This window comes from Micromonospora sp. NPDC003241, from assembly GCF_053589795.1.
In genome coordinates, this window is the sequence record NZ_JBSFSO010000008.1 from 20,983 (window position 1) to 37,986 (window position 17,004).

At 69.4% G+C, this 17,004-nt stretch carries 22 protein-coding genes; 9 read left to right on the plus strand and 13 right to left on the minus strand.

What is annotated here, in order from left to right; all coding sequences use genetic code 11:
* Positions 1 to 31: 31 nt before the first annotated feature.
* The 8 genes from ACWDVW_RS09000 to ACWDVW_RS09035 form a co-directional block, all read right to left on the minus strand.
* Positions 32 to 376 (minus strand): RRQRL motif-containing zinc-binding protein, encoded by a 345-nt coding sequence (locus ACWDVW_RS09000; RefSeq protein ID WP_303393475.1) that lies wholly within the window; start codon positions 374 to 376, stop codon positions 32 to 34.
* Entirely contained in the window at positions 373 to 672 is a 300-nt protein-coding gene (locus ACWDVW_RS09005) for a hypothetical protein (RefSeq protein ID WP_449946272.1), read from the minus strand. Before ACWDVW_RS09005 ends, ACWDVW_RS09000 begins: the two co-directional genes overlap by 4 nt.
* Positions 672 to 1,115 carry a DUF6197 family protein gene (locus ACWDVW_RS09010; protein ID WP_449946274.1) on the minus strand — a complete coding sequence of 148 codons (444 nt, stop codon included), beginning with the start codon at positions 1,113 to 1,115 and terminating at the stop codon, positions 672 to 674. Before ACWDVW_RS09010 ends, ACWDVW_RS09005 begins: the two co-directional genes overlap by 1 nt.
* An 86-nt stretch (positions 1,116 to 1,201) precedes the next feature.
* Positions 1,202 to 1,411 carry a hypothetical protein gene (locus ACWDVW_RS09015; protein ID WP_176092362.1) on the minus strand — a complete coding sequence of 70 codons (210 nt, stop codon included), beginning with the start codon at positions 1,409 to 1,411 and terminating at the stop codon, positions 1,202 to 1,204.
* Entirely contained in the window at positions 1,408 to 2,274 is an 867-nt protein-coding gene (locus ACWDVW_RS09020; protein WP_111244784.1) for an FtsK/SpoIIIE domain-containing protein, read from the minus strand. Before ACWDVW_RS09020 ends, ACWDVW_RS09015 begins: the two co-directional genes overlap by 4 nt.
* Positions 2,275 to 2,358: 84 nt before the next feature.
* Positions 2,359 to 3,237, minus strand: coding sequence for a hypothetical protein (locus ACWDVW_RS09025; RefSeq protein ID WP_449946277.1), 879 nt, complete (start codon positions 3,235 to 3,237; stop codon positions 2,359 to 2,361).
* 168 nt (positions 3,238 to 3,405) lie between these two features.
* On the minus strand, positions 3,406 to 3,843 hold the full coding sequence (locus tag ACWDVW_RS09030; RefSeq protein ID WP_396692128.1) for a DUF3307 domain-containing protein: 438 nt from the start codon (positions 3,841 to 3,843) through the stop codon (positions 3,406 to 3,408).
* Between the two features lie 223 nt (positions 3,844 to 4,066).
* The gene (locus ACWDVW_RS09035; protein WP_111244787.1) at positions 4,067 to 4,387 is read right to left on the minus strand and encodes a hypothetical protein; all 321 of its coding nucleotides are present in this window, start codon (positions 4,385 to 4,387) and stop codon (positions 4,067 to 4,069) included.
* A 177-nt stretch (positions 4,388 to 4,564) separates the two neighbouring features.
* Between ACWDVW_RS09035 and ACWDVW_RS09040 the strand changes: the two genes are divergently transcribed.
* On the plus strand, positions 4,565 to 5,323 hold the full coding sequence (locus tag ACWDVW_RS09040; RefSeq protein ID WP_449946280.1) for an XRE family transcriptional regulator: 759 nt from the start codon (positions 4,565 to 4,567) through the stop codon (positions 5,321 to 5,323).
* A gap of 4 nt (positions 5,324 to 5,327) precedes the next feature.
* Positions 5,328 to 5,798, plus strand: a complete 471-nt coding sequence (locus ACWDVW_RS09045; RefSeq protein ID WP_449946282.1) for an NUDIX hydrolase — start codon at positions 5,328 to 5,330, stop codon at positions 5,796 to 5,798.
* Here ACWDVW_RS09045 and ACWDVW_RS09050 read toward each other — a convergent pair.
* The 3 genes from ACWDVW_RS09050 to ACWDVW_RS09060 all read right to left on the minus strand — a co-directional run bounded on the left by ACWDVW_RS09050 (position 5,786) and on the right by ACWDVW_RS09060 (position 10,300).
* A complete protein-coding gene (locus ACWDVW_RS09050) occupies positions 5,786 to 6,352 on the minus strand; it encodes an HD domain-containing protein (protein WP_449946283.1) in 567 nt (188 codons plus the stop codon). The genes ACWDVW_RS09045 and ACWDVW_RS09050 overlap by 13 nt on opposite strands.
* A 729-nt stretch (positions 6,353 to 7,081) precedes the next feature.
* Positions 7,082 to 8,851, minus strand: coding sequence for an ATP-binding protein (locus ACWDVW_RS09055; protein WP_449946284.1), 1,770 nt, complete (start codon positions 8,849 to 8,851; stop codon positions 7,082 to 7,084).
* A gap of 531 nt (positions 8,852 to 9,382) precedes the next feature.
* Positions 9,383 to 10,300 carry a VHL beta domain-containing protein gene (locus ACWDVW_RS09060; RefSeq protein WP_449946286.1) on the minus strand — a complete coding sequence of 306 codons (918 nt, stop codon included), beginning with the start codon at positions 10,298 to 10,300 and terminating at the stop codon, positions 9,383 to 9,385.
* Between the two features lie 309 nt (positions 10,301 to 10,609).
* On the opposite strand from ACWDVW_RS09060, the gene ssd reads away from it, so the two are divergent.
* The 7 genes from ssd (at position 10,610) to ACWDVW_RS09095 (ending at position 15,880) form a co-directional block, all read left to right on the plus strand.
* Positions 10,610 to 11,662 carry a septum site-determining protein Ssd gene (gene ssd, locus ACWDVW_RS09065; RefSeq protein ID WP_449946531.1) on the plus strand — a complete coding sequence of 351 codons (1,053 nt, stop codon included), beginning with the start codon at positions 10,610 to 10,612 and terminating at the stop codon, positions 11,660 to 11,662.
* The gene (locus tag ACWDVW_RS09070; RefSeq protein WP_449946288.1) at positions 11,659 to 12,858 is read left to right on the plus strand and encodes a TadA family conjugal transfer-associated ATPase; all 1,200 of its coding nucleotides are present in this window, start codon (positions 11,659 to 11,661) and stop codon (positions 12,856 to 12,858) included. Before ssd ends, ACWDVW_RS09070 begins: the two co-directional genes overlap by 4 nt.
* Positions 12,855 to 14,057 (plus strand): type II secretion system F family protein, encoded by a 1,203-nt coding sequence (locus tag ACWDVW_RS09075; protein ID WP_449946290.1) that lies wholly within the window; start codon positions 12,855 to 12,857, stop codon positions 14,055 to 14,057. The genes ACWDVW_RS09070 and ACWDVW_RS09075 overlap by 4 nt, the downstream gene beginning before the upstream one ends.
* 23 nt (positions 14,058 to 14,080) lie before the next feature.
* On the plus strand, positions 14,081 to 14,917 hold the full coding sequence (locus ACWDVW_RS09080) for a type II secretion system F family protein (RefSeq protein WP_449946533.1): 837 nt from the start codon (positions 14,081 to 14,083) through the stop codon (positions 14,915 to 14,917).
* A 62-nt stretch (positions 14,918 to 14,979) separates the two neighbouring features.
* Positions 14,980 to 15,108: a DUF4244 domain-containing protein gene (locus ACWDVW_RS09085; RefSeq protein ID WP_155217386.1), complete on the plus strand. Its 129-nt coding sequence runs from the start codon at positions 14,980 to 14,982 to the stop codon at positions 15,106 to 15,108.
* Complete coding sequence (locus ACWDVW_RS09090; RefSeq protein ID WP_449946291.1) at positions 15,105 to 15,473, plus strand: TadE family type IV pilus minor pilin; 369 nt, start codon at positions 15,105 to 15,107, stop codon at positions 15,471 to 15,473. Before ACWDVW_RS09085 ends, ACWDVW_RS09090 begins: the two co-directional genes overlap by 4 nt.
* Positions 15,470 to 15,880, plus strand: coding sequence for an Rv3654c family TadE-like protein (locus ACWDVW_RS09095; RefSeq protein ID WP_449946293.1), 411 nt, complete (start codon positions 15,470 to 15,472; stop codon positions 15,878 to 15,880). The genes ACWDVW_RS09090 and ACWDVW_RS09095 overlap by 4 nt, the downstream gene beginning before the upstream one ends.
* Before the next feature lie 184 nt (positions 15,881 to 16,064).
* Here the strand turns inward: ACWDVW_RS09095 and ACWDVW_RS09100 are convergent, their stop codons facing one another.
* Positions 16,065 to 16,643 (minus strand): hypothetical protein, encoded by a 579-nt coding sequence (locus ACWDVW_RS09100; protein ID WP_449946295.1) that lies wholly within the window; start codon positions 16,641 to 16,643, stop codon positions 16,065 to 16,067.
* A 71-nt stretch (positions 16,644 to 16,714) separates the two neighbouring features.
* Positions 16,715 to 16,921 (minus strand): hypothetical protein, encoded by a 207-nt coding sequence (locus tag ACWDVW_RS09105; RefSeq protein ID WP_396741080.1) that lies wholly within the window; start codon positions 16,919 to 16,921, stop codon positions 16,715 to 16,717.
* Between the last annotated feature and the right edge of the window lie 83 nt (positions 16,922 to 17,004).

Sequence of the window (17,004 nt, forward strand, 5' to 3'; positions counted from 1 at the left end):
AGGATGACGGCGAAGGTGATCAGGACACCCATCAGTGACCTCCGTGGCAGTCGAGGCAGCAGCCGTAGCGGTGCGGGATGTAGTAGGGCCGGACCAGGCCGCAGACGGCGCAGGTACGGCGGGCGCGCAGCGCCTTGCCGATGGCCTCCCGCTGGGCGGGGGTGGCGGTGCGCTTGGGCTTGGCCAGGTCGAGGCGGTAGAGGTAGGCGACGCGCTTCCCGCGCCGCCAGAAGATCTGGGCGACGGGGTCATGCCCGCCGGGACGCAGACCGGCAGCCCGAAGCTGCCGCAGGGTGGCGAGCCCGCTGGGTGCCATCCGGTACGGGTAGGTGGGAAAGCCGAAGCGGGTGCCGGTCGGGTCGTAGAAGTTGGTCACGACCGGTCTCCCCAGCGTTGCTGGGCGGCTTGGCGCGAGATGCCGAGGCGTTGACCGATTTCGGCCCAGGAGTAGCCGAAGGCGCGGAGTCCGACGACGGCGTCGGTGATTGCCTCGTCGATGACGGCGGAGAGGGCGACCAGATCGCGAAGGGCTTCGACGTCACCGGTGGCGACGCGGCGACCGTGGGCGCGGATGATGCGACGTGCGAAGGCCGCGAATTCGTCGTTCTCGACGATGTCCCGGCGCTTCTGTCGCGGGACGTTGGACGTCAAGGTGGGCTTGACGGTGGGCATCAGTTCTCGCCCCCGTCGGAGTGGAGGGAGTCCCAGTCGTCGGCGGCGGACTCAAGGGCCGTGATGACCTGCTCGGCAGTACGGCCGGGGTCGTCGTTCCAGGAATAGGGGGAGGTGTGTTCGTCGATGAGGAAGCCGTCGTCGTCGACGGCGCAGATGGGCTCGTAGTCGTCGAGGTGGGTGGTGAAGACACCCACGGCGGTGCGGAACGCGACCTGGGTGCCGAAGTCGAGGCTGTAGAAGTGGTCGACGCGGTGGCCGGCGACGGCCATGCCGATCGCTCCGACAGCGCAGGCCGGCGGCGTAGGGCAGCCGGCGGGCGCGGTGGTGGGGTAGTAGGTGCCCTGGTGCCAGCCGTGCCGGCGCAGGTAGAGGGCAGCCATCCGGAGCAGGTCAGCAGGAGTGACCGTTCCGGTGGTAGGTGGGTTCTGGGTAGCCTTCATGGCAGCCACGTCCTTTCAGGAGGGCTTGGTGGGAGGTCGGCGGAACCGGTCTGCTTTCCAGGGCTTGAGCCGGTTCCGTCGGCCGATTAGCTGGCGCGCAGCCGCAGGTAGCGGCGGAATCGGGTGGGGTCGCCGGGCACCTGTACGGGTGCCGAGGCGAAGACGAGGAGTCCACGATCGGTGGCCAGCGCCATGAGCGTGGCGAGTTCCTCGGGCGTACCGACGACGTGCCGGTCGACGTACTGGGTGGTCGGTGCCGGGGTACGACGGGTGCGGATGAGCTCTCGCAGGGTCATGCGGCGGTTCCCCAATCGAGTCGAGATCCGGTCGGTGCGGACGGGCGGGTGGGACGACGGGTCCAGGCGGCGTAGTCGGCGATGCCGGCGATCTGGGCGTCGGTCAGGTAGGCGACCTTGATGCGGCGCGGGATGCCGCCCTCGGCGATCAGGTACGCCGCGCCCTGGTTGGTCGGGGCGATGTCGGTGGCGGAGTAGCCCTGCTCGGCCCAGCCGTGACCGAGGACGATGTTCGAGCTGTTGGGGGTGGTGCAGCGGAACGCGGCGCGGTAGCCGAACAGGTCCCGCAGGCTGGTGGGGATGATGTCGAACGACGGTCGCTGGGTGGCGGCGACGACGGGGATGCCGGCGGCTCGACCCCGGGCGACCAGGTCCCGCAGGAGGGCGACGAACTCTTCCTGTTCCTGCTTGCCGCCGATGGTGGCGGAGTAGAAGGCGATCTCGTCGACCAGGACGGTGATGACGGAGAGCCCGTCGAGCGCGGTGACCTTGCGACGCCCGTGGGCGCGCAGCCAGGCGTACCGGTTGTTCATCACCTGCTGTAGGCGTCGGAGGACGTCGAGCGCGGCGGTGATGTCAGGGCCGATGAAGGCGTCGGCGCAGTCCTCCCACTGCCCGAGTTCGACGAGCTTGCCGTCGAGCAGGACGAGGCGGGAGTCAGCCGAGAGAGCGGCATGGGCCGCGATGGTGTTGAGTAGGCCGGACTTTCCTCCGCCGGGTTCACCGCCGGCGAGGAGGTTGCGGTAGGCCAGAGTGATGTAGACGGGCTGGCCGAACTCGTCGATGCCGACGAAGATCGGGTCGAACATCGACAGGCCAGGCCCCACCGGAATACCGGCGGTCGGGGCGGATGCCGTAGCCATGGGTGCCCTCCTTGGGCGTTGATGGGCGCGGGAAGCCACACGAAGGAGCCCGAGGGCTCCCCGCGTCCGGGATGGGTTGCGGGGTCAGATCCAGTCGGAGACGTCGTCGGCGTCCGACGACGGCGCAGGGGCCGGCTTGCTGCCGTTGGCCGACGTGGCGGCCGACTTTTTGGGTTGGATGGGCAGGGTGACCGTGGGTGCCTGGACGTCGGGCAGGTCCAGGGCGGTGGGGATGACCGGCGTCGGTCGGTCGGTGGCCGGAGCGTCGGGAGTGATGACGTCGGCCAGCGGGGACGTGACGGTTGCGGTGAGCACCTCACGGCGCTTGACGTCGAACCGCAGGTACGCGGCGTTTCCGTCGGAGGCGCGCTCGACCAGGACGGACGAGGCGTGGCAGGTGACGGCGATCTTGTCGAGGCGGCCTTCCAGGTCCGCCAGGGACAGGCCGGGCCGCAGGTAGACCCAGACCCGTTCGCCGACCGGGGTCGGCTTGGCCCAGAGGATCAGCGGGAGTGACCCCGACTGGTTGGCGATGATGAACTGTGCGAAGCAGACCCGCAGCCGGTGGCGTACGGCAAGGCACCACACCCAGGCGACGACCTGGCGTCGAACGGTGGGAACGGCGGCCGGAACGCCGAGGACGACCGCGACGACGGCCAGGGTGACGATGGTCGGGGTGTGGGTGGCGAGCTGCACCCACGCCGTCAGCAGAGCGACGGCAAGGACGATTTCGGGGGTCCACCACCACAGCAGCCGCAGGACCGGCCAGATGCGGACCAGGAGCCAGGCCAGCGCGCCGCACGGGACGCCGATGGCCGCGCCGATGAACAGCGCGATGATGGGGTGTACGTAGGAAGCGGCCACCACGGCACCGAGTACGCCGATGATGACCGCAGCGAGGATGAACGCCATTCGGGCGTTCCGAGCCGAGGACCGGTGAACCTTCGCCTCGATTACTGTCACGGTTCCGGTTGACTTCCGGCCGAACGAGCGGCGAGGGCTAGACTTGGACACGACACGTCCTCCCAAGCGATTGGGCTGGATGGGTTGGAGAGCACGGGGTCGGCAGGTGTAGGAGCCAGTACCGGCCCCGGGCTCGAAATCACTCAGGCCGCGTAGCGACCCTTGCGCCTACAAACAGGCGATGAGCAGCGCGGATACCCACAGGCAAGCCGCGTGCAGAGACTGATCCGCCAGGTACATGCCGCAGATCGGGGCCTGTCGGTCGGCGAAATCCCGGCTACCGGTGAGGATGAGCAGCCACCGCACCGGCCAACGCCGGTCGAGGAATGCGTGTGAGACGGCGGAGAAGCCGACTCCGGCGATGAGCCCGACGACGGTGACGGGCAGACCAAGCGCGACGATGGCGACGGTCAACATGACCACCACCACGAGGTGATAGGCCACGACGTGGCCCAACAGGTGACGCCAGCCGTCCCAGCCGGGAGCAGCCTTGTGGGCGGCTTGCTTGTCAGACTGGCCGAAGACGTGGTCGGCCACCTGGTGGCCGGCGTAGAGAGTCGCCGCGACAACGGCGAAGACGATGGCGGAAACGAGCACGACAACCACTCCCAACGATTGTGGGTGAACGGGTTGGAATGGCAGGCGAGGTCGGCAGGTGTAGGAGCCAGTACCGACCCCGCGCCATATCGAGAGGGCAACCACGGGTTGCCAGGGCCGGGAGAATAGGAGCCAGAAACGCTCCCGGACCGAAGATGGATCAGTTCAGCGGACCATCAGGCCGCTTCGTGCATCAGACACCAGAGGCTCACACAGCGCGGTGAGCGAAGAACTACTTAGCCGCCGAGTTACCAGCCTTCGGCTTCAGCGAGATGGCGCGGAACGCGACGCCGTTACGCCCGTTGGTCGCCCACGGAATGGCCTCCAACTGCTCGACAGCGACGAGCTGTCCCACCATCACGCTCGGCTTCTCACCCGCCGTGGTGATGGTGATGATCTCGCCGCCGGTCTCGTCGAGTACGAAGACCTGGGTGGACCACATGAGCCGGCCGGTGTTCTTCTCCGACCGCTGATTGCCGTTCTGGTCGTTCTTCGGCTCGGGGTCCTTCGTCACCTGGACCTGCTTGCTCTGGGTGTCCACGTACAGCTTCACAACAGACCTCCTGTGTCTCGGGCCAGAAATTGAGCTTGTCCCCGGTGGACTCTTGCTCGTGGCCTCTGAGGTCAAGACTCCCGAATCTGCGAGGACGCCCCATCCCGAGGGCTGGACGACTATGGGACGTCTCGACTATCGTCTAGTTGTCCCTAGTCGTCCCTTGAGGAGGGTCGGATGCCGAACGACCGGCTACGCGATGCCATCCTGCGCAACGGCCTGACGCCTGTCGTTGTGGCGGAGCGGATCGGGGTGGACCCGAAGACCGTCGAACGGTGGATCACGCAGGACCGGACGCCGTATCCCCGGCACCGGCATGCGATCGCGGCCATGGTGCGCGAAGACGTGCCGTACCTGTGGCCGGACGCGGTGACCCCGGAGAAGGCGTCGAAGATCGGGCAGAGCGAGATGGTCCAGCTCTACTCCCGGCGGTCCGCCGTGCCGTACGACCTGTGGCGACGGCTGATCGAGCGAGCCGAGAAGCGGGTCGACGTCCTGGCCTACGCTGGCCTTTTCCTGTTGGAGCAGGACCCGAGGCTTGTCGACATCCTGCGTCAAAAGGGTGTTGACGGTGTCGCGGTGACGATCCTGCTCGGTGACCCGACCAGCGCCGCGATCGAATGGAGAAGCGTCGAGGAGGGTGCGCCCGGCGTGATGGCCGCGAAGATTCGTCAGGTGCAGCAGTCCTACAAGCGGCTCGACGATGCGCCCGGGGTGAAGGTGCTCTACCACGACACGACGCTATACAACTCGATCTATCGATTCGATGACGAGATGCTGGTGAACATGCACGTACTCGGGTTCCCGGCACCACACGCGCCCGTGATGCACCTACGGCGGCTCAACGGCGGCGACCTGTTCGGCACCTACGCCGACAGCTTCGACCGAGTCTTGTCCGCCTCGAAGCCGCTGCCGCTCGGTGAGGTGGCAGCCTAGAGCCATGGCGAGAACTGAGCACTACCACGATCCGAACGCGCCGGAAGCCAACAGCATCGTCGTGGCCGTCTCCGTCTTCGTCCGCGACAAGCACGGCCGGGTGCTGCTCATCCAGCGCACCGACAACGGCCTGTGGTCACTGCCCGGCGGTGGCCAGGAGATCGGCGAATCGGTCGCCGAGACAGCGACCCGAGAGACCCGCGAAGAGACTGGCATCAGCGTCGAGGTGACCGGCATGGTCGGCGTCTACTCCGACCCAGAGCACGTCATCGCGTACTCGGACGGAGAGGTCCGGCAGCAGTTCTCGCTCTGCTTCCGAGCCGTACCCGTCGACGGCACTCCGACCCCCAGCGATGAATCAAGCGACGTCCGGTGGGTGGCCCGCGACGAGCTGGACGCACTCGACATCCATCCGTCGACCCTGCTCCGAATCACCCACGGATACGAGGACCGCACGGAGCCCTACATCGGCTGAGGGACGTTGCCGGCGAGCCTGCGCTGAGTCCGCTGGACAGCGGCGACCATTTCCGGCTCCGCCCGGCTGATGAACCGGGTCACCAGGTGCTCCGGTCCGTACCGCGACCGAATCTCCGCCAACCGCTCCAACACCTCGAAGTCCTGCCCGTCCGGCCCGGTCGTCATGTCCGAGAAGCAGAGGGCATCCGTCACCGGCGTCTCTTCCCGGGGGAACTCGGCGCCCAGGACCTCACCAAGCCCACGCTCTTCGGCTTCCAGCCAGGCGCACGAGTGGTGAGCCACCAAGGCGGCAATCCGCTCGTTGAACCGCTCGCGCCGTAGCCAGCGGCCACCGTCGAGCGAGTGAAAGCCGGTGTCGACCAGGTCGGGGCTGTAGCCCACGTCATGCAGCCACGCCGACGCCACGAGCACCGCTCGGTCCTCGACCGGTACCGCCGCGCTGACCCGATCCGCCTTGGCGGCCACCGCCTGGACGTGACTCCACCGACGGGGCAACGGAGTCTCCAACAGATGCCGCGCAACTTCCCGAGCGGTATCGACGAGGTCGGCCATGCCGCCAGGGTACGGAGCGCGCGAGGTCCGCACCATCCTGTGTCCGCTGGGCGACGGCACGAGGCCGGCCGGCTACCGGCGATGTGGTTCAAAGTTTCTGTACGTCTTCAAGGCGGCCCTTGACGGGCCGCACGCGCCGCCGCCAGGGCGCACGCCCGTCGCTCCGCTGGCGCTCCGACTCCGGCCACGCAACACGCCCGGCGGCTGGCGCGGAGGGCGGGAAGCCCGGTGGGCCGCCGCAGCACGAAGCAACGTTGACCCGGGGATTGTGGTGCGCCGGCAGCCGGCCGGGCCGCGCGGTCGCGAGCCCGCGCAGCGTAGGGAAGCGGACGCCGGCCGCGTCGGCGAGCTGGCGGCGGTCGAGGGGCTACGGCTACTGCGCCTCCGGCGGGGGCGCTCCGGCTCCAGGATGGCCGGGGCAGCGTCGGCGGGGGCGGTCCGTGGGTGGTTGCGGTACTTCATCCCGTCTGCCATCGACCCGGGCAAGCCGAGCAGACCGCCGCCCGACCCGCCAGCGGCCGTACGAGCCGTCAATGTCCGCTTGACATGGCGGGCCGGGCGGCGGCCCGCTCCCCAGGAGGGCGGGTCGATGGCAGACGGGATGGCAAACTTGAGTCGAGTTCTTGCCACCGGCCCACTTGAGGGTTTTCTGTTCAAATGGCAGTCGGGTAGGCGATAAAATCGCTGCCCCACATGTTCGCGCCTTTGCCTACGGTCGTCCCTGATTCGTCAGCTTGGAAACGGCAAGGGCTGGCCTAGTTGCGTACCAGGGATACGGTGATACTTAGTGTTCTTGCTGGTAGCGGAGCCCTCGGTCGTTGCTACCAGCCCCTCGCGCCTGAGCACAAGCAGCCAGCGACGTACGGTCTGATCAGTCAACCCTGTAGCCTCGGCCAATTCGGCGCGCGACAGAGTCTGTGTTCCAAGAGCGTCCAAAATCTCTTGGCGGCGGTCAGCGGGGGACCTGCGACGTGGGCGGCCTCCCTGCTCGGCGTCTTCTTCAACGCGAAGAGACAATTTGTACCGGGCCCACCGGCGAGTGCCGATCTGTTCGACTAATTCGCGCCCTACAAGGTCTTGTAGCTCGATTGTCGCCACCCTGGAATCTAGCCCTGCGGCTTTCCTGTAAGTCGGGTTATCGAGCAACGCGCCATCGTGGAGCATCGCCAGTGCAAGACACTGACTGTCGGTCAGGTTGGCTTCTCCTAGGCTCGCAATCCATTGCACTACTTCGTCGTTCAGAAGGGAGTGGTTGGGAAAGGTTACAACGAAAGATGAGATTCGATCGTCGAACCTTGGCGCAGTCATTCCCGCTCGCCGCAATGAGCCGACCATTGCCCGGATCCCGGAGCCTCTATTCTCGCAGACGGTTCTTTCTTCACCGGGAATTGGCACATCTTCAAGTATTCGAAGAAGCAACGAATTTCGCGAGGAGGAAACGCCTTCTTCTCCAAGGTTCTCGACCGTTACTGGGCCGTATAGCCCTCCAGGGTTCCGTATCACCAGCCGGTTGGGGAACATCTCAACCTGAACTTGGGTTCCGCGTGCTGCCGGCGAGAGGTCGCGGTGTACTAGGGCATTAGTAATAGCTTCCCTGAGGGCTGTTTCGGGATACTCCCAAATATCTTGTCGTCCGGCACCATTTACGATCGATCTGCGGGACATGTTGCGACGTATGACGCTCATGGCGTCACGGACCATAGCGGGAATTGGGCCTTCGATGGCAACGCTGTCTAGGAAACGAGTTCCGGTGTCTTCGTTTGGTCCGGATTCTGACGGATAGTGCACGAAGCTGAGCATGATTTGGGGAAAGTATTCTTGCGGGTACTTCCCTAGAGCCAAGAGGCCCGCCAGTGATGCTGCCTCATCTCCGTTGCTGTCCAGAACCAGAATCTTTGCTTTCCGGAGCACAGCTTCTATGTCGAGGTCCCTGTATGCGTACGGCCGACTTTCTCTAAGTCGAAGAATAGTTAAGGCGGTTAGATTTCTATCAAGTGCCTCAAGCCCGGCACCCGGCACGGGTTGAGAATCGTAGAGAGGCTGGCCTCGCGAAGACAGCATCACCTGAACTTCATAGCTGGATAACTGCCGGTCGCCGTCATGTACTCGTACGTAGGCGCCCTTCGTCAATCCTGCCCCCTTGTAGTAGCAGGGCTTTTGGCTCCTATCGACTTCCGGGATTTCGGCAACCAGAACCTGAACGCCTTCAAACTCGTGAATCTGCACCAATGCGCGGACCGGCGGCTCCATCTCGTCGGAGCAGGTAGAAGCGAAGTTTGCTGCCATGGCGGCGGGATTGCTAAGGCCAGTGGCTGCGAAGCCGTCGCTCTCGTCTAAGCCGAGAATAACGACGCCGCCGCGAGTGTTCGAAAACGAGGACAAAGTCTCTCGAACGCTTCGAGGTAGGCCGCCCTGCGCCTTCTTTACCTCGACGTCGGCTACGTCGCTTCCAAGTACGCGGAGGTTCTCCACGATCTCGGCCAGTTCTTCAGCATTCACCGCAGGCCTTCCAGGCATAGTCCTGCTCATCGTTGGTTAGCAGGAAGGTTAGCAGGAAGGTGAGCAAGAAGCTCCTGTCGAGCGCTAACAGCCCTACGCGGAAGGTGCGTTCTGGGGGCCTTCATGTCAGCAGGCGGTGTACGGATCGTGATCGAAATCTTGGTCCAACCCGATCGGAGCGACATAGCAAGCGCCTCGAACGAGGCCGCACGAGCTGGGATGTTAACAGCTAAGGGCCCGCTAGCGGGCAGTGATCGGCTCGGGATCGGCGATGTCCGTTTGCTTCCCTTCGTGAAGGTTCAACGGGGCGCTGACGGACCGGCTGTCAGCAGCAACGTTGACACAGCAAGACGTCAGGCAGCAGGCAGCAAGAAGGCAGCGCGAGCGCCAACGCGGGCCGACTCCAAACGTGATCCAACGACGCCCGGCACATGCTCGCCGACGTGGACTGCCACCAACTGGCAGCGGCCGACAACTTGAGACCGCATCCCCCCGACGGGGGTCGTCCCTTTTGCGGGAGCGCTTTCGCGGCTAGCCGATCACCGCGCGGCCGGGCGTACGAGCCGGCTCGAAACAGGCCAGGGCCCGGCCGCGTCGGTCGGTGACGACCCAGGGGTGCCCGACGTACGTGTGCTGCCGGTACGACGTGTTCGGTTCCAGGACTCGGTACTGCCTGCGCTGTCCCTGGTGGTCCAGCCAGTGCACGGTCACCGTCCGGTTGGTGGAGTTGACGAACTCGATGCTGGTCTCGGGGCCGCCGCCGACCGAGCGCAGCCACCGTTCGTGTCCGCCGGGCAACGGGGCGAGCCGTTGAGGTTGCGGCTCGGGTGGCCGGGTGGTCGGTGGAGGGCTCGGCGGGCGGCTCGGTGCGGACGTCGGTCGGCTTGTCGGCGTACCCGGGGTGCGGGGTGGATCGGTCCGTGGGGCCGACGTCGACGGCGACCGGGTCGGTGCGGACGCCGTGGTGGGCGGCAGGGGTCGGGTGGAGGAGACTCCGCCGACGGAGGACGAGGCCGACGGCGTGGTGGTGCCGGTGGCGGAGGGGCGCTGCGAGGTCCCGGCCGGGACCGGCGGCTGCGGTGCGACCCAGCCGGAGGGCCGCTCCGGCGCGGCGGTCGTCGGGGCCTCCGGCGTGGGCCAGAGCAGGGTGAGCATCAGTCCCAGTACGGCGGTGGCGACCCCGGCCAGCAGGAGCCGGTGGCTCGTCCGGCCGGTGCCGTGGCGTGCCGGCTCGGCGGGGACGACGACGGGTTCGGACGCGACGGTCAGCGGTGTCCATGGATCACCGTTGCGGGTGACCGGTGCGGCCGGCAACGCGAGCCGTGTCGGGCTCGCGGGCAACTCCGGTCGGGTGGGTGGCGCGGCGTGGGAGCGTGGGTCGAACAGCCAGGGGCCGACCCGGAGTCTCGGCTCGACGCGGGGTTGCTCGTGATCTGGCGACTGCTTCATGACCTCGATCCAGCGAGGGATGCCGTCCCGCCGACGGCGCAGACCGTCGATTATGCGTGCTTTCCATGACGTCCCGCTATGGCCGCTCGAAGGCGATTTGGACGCGATGCGCGATCGTCCACATAGCAGATCGACTCTGACTATGGGCGTTGTCCACAGGAGACCTGGTTGTCCACAGGTCGGCCCCACGGGGCGGCGTCGAGACTGCTTCGGGCGGCAGGGTTCGGCACAGCCAACCCGTGCCGATCGCTGGAGGCCACGATGCCCGCCCGTACCTCCGTCCCGCCGCACCCGCCTCCGCCGCTGGTCGTGACCGGCGACGGTGACCTGCTCGACGACCTGCTGCGGCTCGCCGCCGCCGGAGGTGTCGAGGTGGAGGTCGCCGCCGACCCGGCGGCTGCCCGGACCCGCTGGCGGTCCGCCCCGCTGGTGATCGTCGGCAGCGATCAGGCGCAGCCCTGCCTTCGGGCCCGGCTGCCGCGACGCTCGCGACTGGTCCTGGTGGGCCGGGGCGGGGAGGTCGAGTCGAGCTGGCAGGTCGCGGACCTGCTCGGTGCCGAGCACGTCGCGGTGTTGCCGGCCGCCGAGCCGTGGCTGGTCGACCGGTTCGCCGACAGCGGTGTCGGGGACGCGCCGGGTGGCCGGGTGGTCGCCGTCCTGGGCGGCCGAGGTGGGGCCGGGGCCAGCATCCTGGCCGGTGGGCTCGCGGTCACCGCCGCCCGTAGCCGGCTGCGGACCCTGCTGCTCGACGCCGATCCGCTCGGCGGCGGCCTCGACCTGGTGCTGGGCTGGGAGCAGTTGGAGGGCCTCCGTTGGCCGGCACTGACCGGGGCGGACGGTCGGGTGGACGCCCCCGCCCTGGTGCGGGCGTTGCCCAGTCGGGGTGATCTGGTGGTCCTCTCCTGGGATCGCGGTGACCTGGTCGCGGTGCCGGCCGAGGCGATGGCGGCCACGCTGGACGCGGCCCGACGCGGCCGGGACTTCGTGGTGGTCGACCTGCCTCGGTATCTCGACGACGCGGCGGTCACCGCGCTCCAGGCCGCCGACCGGGTCTTCGTGGTCGTGCCCGCCGAGTTGCGGGCGACGGCTGCGGCGGCACGGGTGGTGGCGATGGCCGGTCCGCACTGCCACGACCTGTCGGTCGTCGTGCGTGGCCCGGCCCCTGGCCGGTTGCGGGCGACCGAGCTGGCCAAGGCGCTCGGGTTGCCGCTCGCCGGCAGTCTGCGGCCGGAGCCGGGCCTGTGCCGGGGCCTGGAGCGGGGTGAGGCGCCGGCGGCCACCGGGCGCGGGCCGCTGGCCGACCTCTGCCAGCGGATCGTCACCGACCTGACCGGCCGGAGCGCCACGGCGGGTGCGGCGTGAGCGGGGAGAGCCTCGCCGCCCGGGTACGGCAGCGGATCGCCGCCGCCACCACGCCGGTCACCCCGGCCGCGATCGTCTCCGCGGTACGCGCCGAGCCCGACGCCGCCGTGCTCGGGGACACCGCCCTGCTGCGGATGGCCGACCGGGTACGCGACGACCTGGTGGGCGCTGGCCCGCTCGCCCCGCTGTTGGTCGATCCGGAGGTGACGGACGTACTGGTCAACGGCGTACGGGTGTGGGTCGACCGAGGTCAGGGGCTGCAGCAGGTCCCGGTGCCGGTGGGCACCGTGGACGACGTACGCCGGCTGGCGCAGCGGCTCGCTGCCGGAGCCGGTCGTCGCCTCGACGACGGTGCGCCGTGCGTCGACGCCCGACTGTCCGACGGCACCCGGATGCACGCCGTGCTGCCGCCGGTGGCGACCGACGGGCCGTACCTGTCGTTGCGCACGTTCCGGCAGCGGCCGTTCACCCTGGACGAGTTGGTCGAGCAGGGTGCGGTGGCCCGGCCGGTCGCGCCGGTGCTCGCCGCCGTGGTGGCGGCCCGCCTCGCGTACCTGGTGATCGGGGGCACCGGGTCCGGCAAGACGACCCTGTTGAACACGCTGCTCTCGCTGGTGCCGACCACCGAACGGATCGTGCTTGTCGAGGACGCCGCAGAGCTTCGGCCGGTGCACCCGCACGTGGTGGGCTTGCAAGCCCGTACCGCCAACGTGGAGGGCTCCGGCGCGGTCGGTCTGAGCGAGCTCGTGCGGCAGGCGCTGCGGATGCGGCCCGATCGGCTGGTCGTCGGCGAGTGCCGGGGCGGCGAGGTGGTGGACCTGCTCGCCGCACTCAACACGGGTCACGACGGCGGCGCGGGAACACTGCACGCCAACACCCCGTCGGACGTACCGGCCCGGTTGGAGGCGCTGGGATTGCTCGGCGGGCTGCCCCGTCCGGCGCTGCACGCCCAGGTGGCAGCGGCCCTGCAGGTGGTGTTCCAGATCCGTCGTACGCCGCAGGGGCGGCTGCTGGAGTCGGTCTGCCTGCTCCTGCCGGAGGGACCGGAACGGCTGGTCACCGCAGTACCCGCCTGGATCCGGGGTCGCGGGCTCGGGTTCGCGGGCCGGGCACTCGGCACCATGATCAGAAATCGGGACGTCGCTGTACCGCCGATCCTGTCCGAACCGTGGCCCGGATCGGCAGGCCCGGCATGAGCGGCGGATACCTGTGGGTGGCCGGGATGCTGCTCGGGCTCGGTGTGGTCGTGATCCGGCCGGTCCGTACCCGGGTGTTCCCGGGCCGGTCGCGCGACGACCGGGCCGATGATCCGCTGATCGAGTGGGTGGCCACGCTGCGGTCGGTGGGCGAGCCGACCCAGTCCTGTGTGGTCCCGCCGCTGGCCGATCTGCGACCTGCGACGACGCGTCCTACCTCGCCGAACTCGACGGCGGGCTCGCACCCGCCGGGGCGCGGTGACGCGCGTCGACCGATTCGCGGCGGCCTTACCACCACACCACCGCCGGTCACGCGACCAGGCGTGACGCCGCTCGTGGCGACGGCCGGAGCGAAGCAGCGTCCGCCCGACGCGCCGACGATCCCGGAGGACGGGTCCGCGCCGACGCTGGACGCGACGCCTGCCCCGCACCGGGCGAGCGAGCGCCAGGAGCATCGGGCGGGCCACCTCCCGAACGCTCGGCTGGCCGGGATGCCACACGCGAGAGCCCTGTTGCTGATCATGCTGCTCGGCGCGACGGTGGGTGGACTGCTCGGCGGTCCGGTGGCGGCGGTCGCGCTGGCCGGGTATGGGGCCGTGGGCGTACGGGCCCTGCTGCGCGGTCGCGCGACGGCACGGGCGGCACAGGCGCAGCGGGAGCGGCTGGACCAACTCTGTGCCCTCGCCGCCGACCTCCGGGCCGGACTGCCGGTTCCGGTGGCTGTGGCGGCCCTGCGCTCCAGCGGACCGGATCAGGTCGGAGTCCCCGACGGGCGGGCGACGAGCCGCGACGACGGCACGCGCGGCGCCGACAGCGGTGCCGGCAGCCGAGCGACGAGGGGAACAGACGTACTCGACGATCGGCCGAGACGGTTGGCGGAGGCGGCGGTGCGGCTGGCCGACCGGACGGGTGCTCCGCTGGCCGAGCTGGTGGAGCGGATCGAAGCCGACGCCCGGTCGACGGACCGGGGACTGGGTGCGGCGGCAGCTCAAGCCGCCGGAGCCCGCGCCACCGCCTGGCTGTTGGCCGCCCTTCCGGTGGGTGGCATAGCCCTCGGCTACGGCATCGGGGTCGACCCGCTGCAGGTGCTGTTGCACACCCCGATAGGTGGTGCCTGTGCGGTCGCGGCCGTCGTGCTCCAGGCGATCGGACTGCTCTGGGCGGACCGGCTCGGTGCCACGCCCGCCGGAGCCGGCTGATGCTCCGCCCGATCGCTTCCGCCCTGACCGACGGCACGCTGGCTGCGGCGGTGCTGATCGGCGTCGTCCTGATCGCCGTGGTCCTGGTCGGCCGGCACCGACCTCGGCGGCGGTTGCGCCGGTTGGCCGGTGCGAGCCCGTCGACTGCCACCCGCCGTCGCAGCGGCGCCGACGGCCCGTCCGGACCAGCGAGCACCGCGAGCCCGTCGAGGTCCGGCGGGCGACAGAAGGCCGCGCCACCGGTTTCCGGTGCCGGGGCGGGTCGTCGAGTCGACCGGGTACGACTCGCCGCCGGACTGGCGGGCGTGGCCGTGGCCGTACTGGTCGGGGGATGGCCCGGCCTGGTGGCGGCGCTGCCCACCGCGCTCCTGCTCGACCGGCTGCTCCGGCGGATCGAGCCACCGGCGGACCGGAACCGGCGACTGCGGGCCGTCGCCGATCTCCCGCTCGCCGCCGATCTGCTCGCCGCCGCGCTCCGGGCGGGCGCTCCGGTCGAACGCTCGGTGCTCGCGGTGGCGGACGCGCTGGGCGGTCCGCTCGCCGACCAGCTCGGCCGGGTCGGACGCACGCTGCAACTGGGCGGTGGGCCGCAGGAAGCCTGGGCACACCTGGCGACGGTGCCGGGGGCACAGCGGATCGGCGCCGCCGCGATCCGGTCGGCCAGTAGCGGGGCCGCGCTGGCGGGCGCCCTCACCCGGCTCGCCGACGACCTGCGCGCCGACCGGGCCATCGCGATCGAGGCGGCGGCGCGCCGTGCGGGCGTGCTGATCGTGCTGCCCCTCGGCCTCTGCTTCCTCCCCGCCTTCATTCTCGCCGGTCTGGTGCCGGTGATCGTCGCCGTGCTCGGCGACGTGCTGTGAACACATCGAGAAGGGACGAACACGTGCGCAGAATCCTCGCCCGCCTTCGCGGGGACGCCGGAATGAACACCGCCGAGTACGCCGTCGGCACGCTCGCCGCGGTGGCCTTCGGAGGCGTACTGCTCAAGGTGCTGACCTCGGACAGCGTGCAGTCCGCGTTGACCGCTGTCATCGACCGGGCCCTGAAGTGACCGGGCGCCGGCCGGCCGGTCGTGACCGGGGTTCCTTCACCGCCGAGATGGCGGCCGGTCTGCCGGCGCTGCTGCTGCTCCTGCTCGTCGGGTTGACCGCGGTCAACGCGGTCAGCGCCAGGGCGGCCTGCCTGGACGCGGCCCGGGAGGCGGCGCTCGCCGCCTCCCGGGGCGAGCCGGGTGACAGCGCGGCCCACCGGCACGCACCTCCTGGTGCCGAGGTGGCCGTCGTGGTGGACGACGAGGTGGTCCGGGTGACCGTGCGCGCCCCGGTCCGTGCCCTCGGCACCGACCTGCCCGCGATCGTGGTCGTCGCCACGGCGGTGGCGGCCGTCGAGCCCGGAATCCCGGAGCCGAGGCCGTGACCTCCGCCCCGCCCCCGAACCGTCCGGCCGGGGCAGCGTCGCGGTCTCGGCGGCGAGTCGGTGGGCATGACCGAGGTGGGGCGACGGTCTGCCTGCTGGCGGTCGGGCTGATCTTCGTGATCAGTGGGATCTTCGGCGCGGGGATCGGCGCCGCGCGGGTGGCGCGTCACCAGGCGCGGGTCGCGGCCGACTTCGGTGCGCTCGCCGGAGCGGGCCGTGCGCTGCACGACGAGTCACAGGCGTGTGCCGAAGCCGCCGAACTCGTCGACGCCAACGGCGCCAGGCTCGTCCGATGCCAGGTCGACGGGATCGACGTGCTGGTCACCGCCGAGGTGTCGGTGCGTCCGCTGCCCGGGATCTCCCGGGTCGCCACGGCGACCTCCCGAGCAGGCCCGATGCGCGGGTGAGCGGTTCCCGCGCGGACGGGGAACACGTCGGGTGCGAGCTGGCCGGGTGGCTGGCCCGCACCCGACGAGCCAGCCATCCGACGAGCCAGCCATCCGACGAGCCCGTCACCCGACGAGCCCGTCACCCGACGAGCCCGTCAGCCGAGGACGCCGCGTGACGACACGACGCCGAGGGACGCCTTGGTCAGCGGCCCTGGAGAGCGTCGAGTGCGATCGCCATGGCGATCACCAGGCGTCGGTCGATCTGCGGGTGCTGGATCTCGACGACGTAGCGGTCACGCAGGCCCCACTTCTTCACCACCGAGAAGACCGGCTGACCGTCGGCGACGAAGTCGAAGTGGTAGGGCAGCCAGGACAGCGACTCGGCGAACCGGCGTAGCACCGCCACCGGCATGCTGCGCTCCTGACCGACGACGTTCGGCAGGCCGGCCTGCTCGACGTGCCACGTCGAGCGGAGCAGCGACTGCGCGAAGTCCTTGCGGAACAGCCCGATCGGGGTGCCGGCGTGGTCGGTGACGTCGTACGTGGCACCGAGGTCGATGCGCTGACGGGCCTTGAACCCGAGCAGCGGCTGCTGCTTGGAGTCGTCGGCATAGATGGTCACCTGCTCCTTGAAGGCGAGCCGCTTCTGCTGTGCGAACGCCAGCAGACCGCCCTCGGAGCCGTCCGGCGCGACGCTGTGCACCTCGTACTGGTTGACCATGAAACGTAACCGCTGGCGGATGTGGAACTGGTGCTGCGCCTGCAAGCTATCGAGCTGCATGAGAATCTCCTCGATCGTGGTGCGCCGGAGTGTCGCACAGCTCGGCAAGCGACCCGGCGCTGAGTGTCAGGTCAGCGGACACCGTCGACAGCCGACCGGTGGGACCAGGTGGTGAGGAGTTGGTGGATGGTACGGAGTCGCTCGTTGATCTGGTCCAGCCGTTCGGCCTGGGCCAGGGTGGCGAGCGCCGTACCGAGGGCGATCTGCTGGTCGATGTCGAGCTTCTCCTGGTCGATGGTGTAGAGCAGCTCGACGGTCTCGGCGATGGTGTCGGCCACGGCTCCTCCTCCATGTGACGGCGGCGACGACGGAATGATGGTCATGGCGCTCGATGGAAGCGCTCCCATCCATCAATGCCCGG

Bases quoted from the DNA above. Each gene is read 5' to 3' on its own strand.
- ACWDVW_RS09045 (WP_449946282.1), top strand. From the start codon at position 5,328: ATGGCGAGAACTGAGCACTACCACGATCCGAACGCGCCGGAAGCCAAC.
- ACWDVW_RS09005 (WP_449946272.1), bottom strand. From the start codon at position 672: ATGCCCACCGTCAAGCCCACCTTGACGTCCAACGTCCCGCGACAGAAG.
- ACWDVW_RS09100 (WP_449946295.1), bottom strand. From the start codon at position 16,643: ATGCAGCTCGATAGCTTGCAGGCGCAGCACCAGTTCCACATCCGCCAG.
- ACWDVW_RS09015 (WP_176092362.1), bottom strand. From the start codon at position 1,411: ATGACCCTGCGAGAGCTCATCCGCACCCGTCGTACCCCGGCACCGACC.
- ACWDVW_RS09085 (WP_155217386.1), top strand. From the start codon at position 14,980: ATGAACACCGCCGAGTACGCCGTCGGCACGCTCGCCGCGGTGGCCTTC.
- ACWDVW_RS09075 (WP_449946290.1), top strand. From the start codon at position 12,855: ATGAGCGGCGGATACCTGTGGGTGGCCGGGATGCTGCTCGGGCTCGGT.
- ACWDVW_RS09050 (WP_449946283.1), bottom strand. From the start codon at position 6,352: ATGGCCGACCTCGTCGATACCGCTCGGGAAGTTGCGCGGCATCTGTTG.
- ACWDVW_RS09020 (WP_111244784.1), bottom strand. From the start codon at position 2,274: ATGGCTACGGCATCCGCCCCGACCGCCGGTATTCCGGTGGGGCCTGGC.
- ACWDVW_RS09060 (WP_449946286.1), bottom strand. From the start codon at position 10,300: ATGAAGCAGTCGCCAGATCACGAGCAACCCCGCGTCGAGCCGAGACTC.
- ACWDVW_RS09010 (WP_449946274.1), bottom strand. From the start codon at position 1,115: ATGAAGGCTACCCAGAACCCACCTACCACCGGAACGGTCACTCCTGCT.
- ACWDVW_RS09040 (WP_449946280.1), top strand. From the start codon at position 4,565: ATGCCGAACGACCGGCTACGCGATGCCATCCTGCGCAACGGCCTGACG.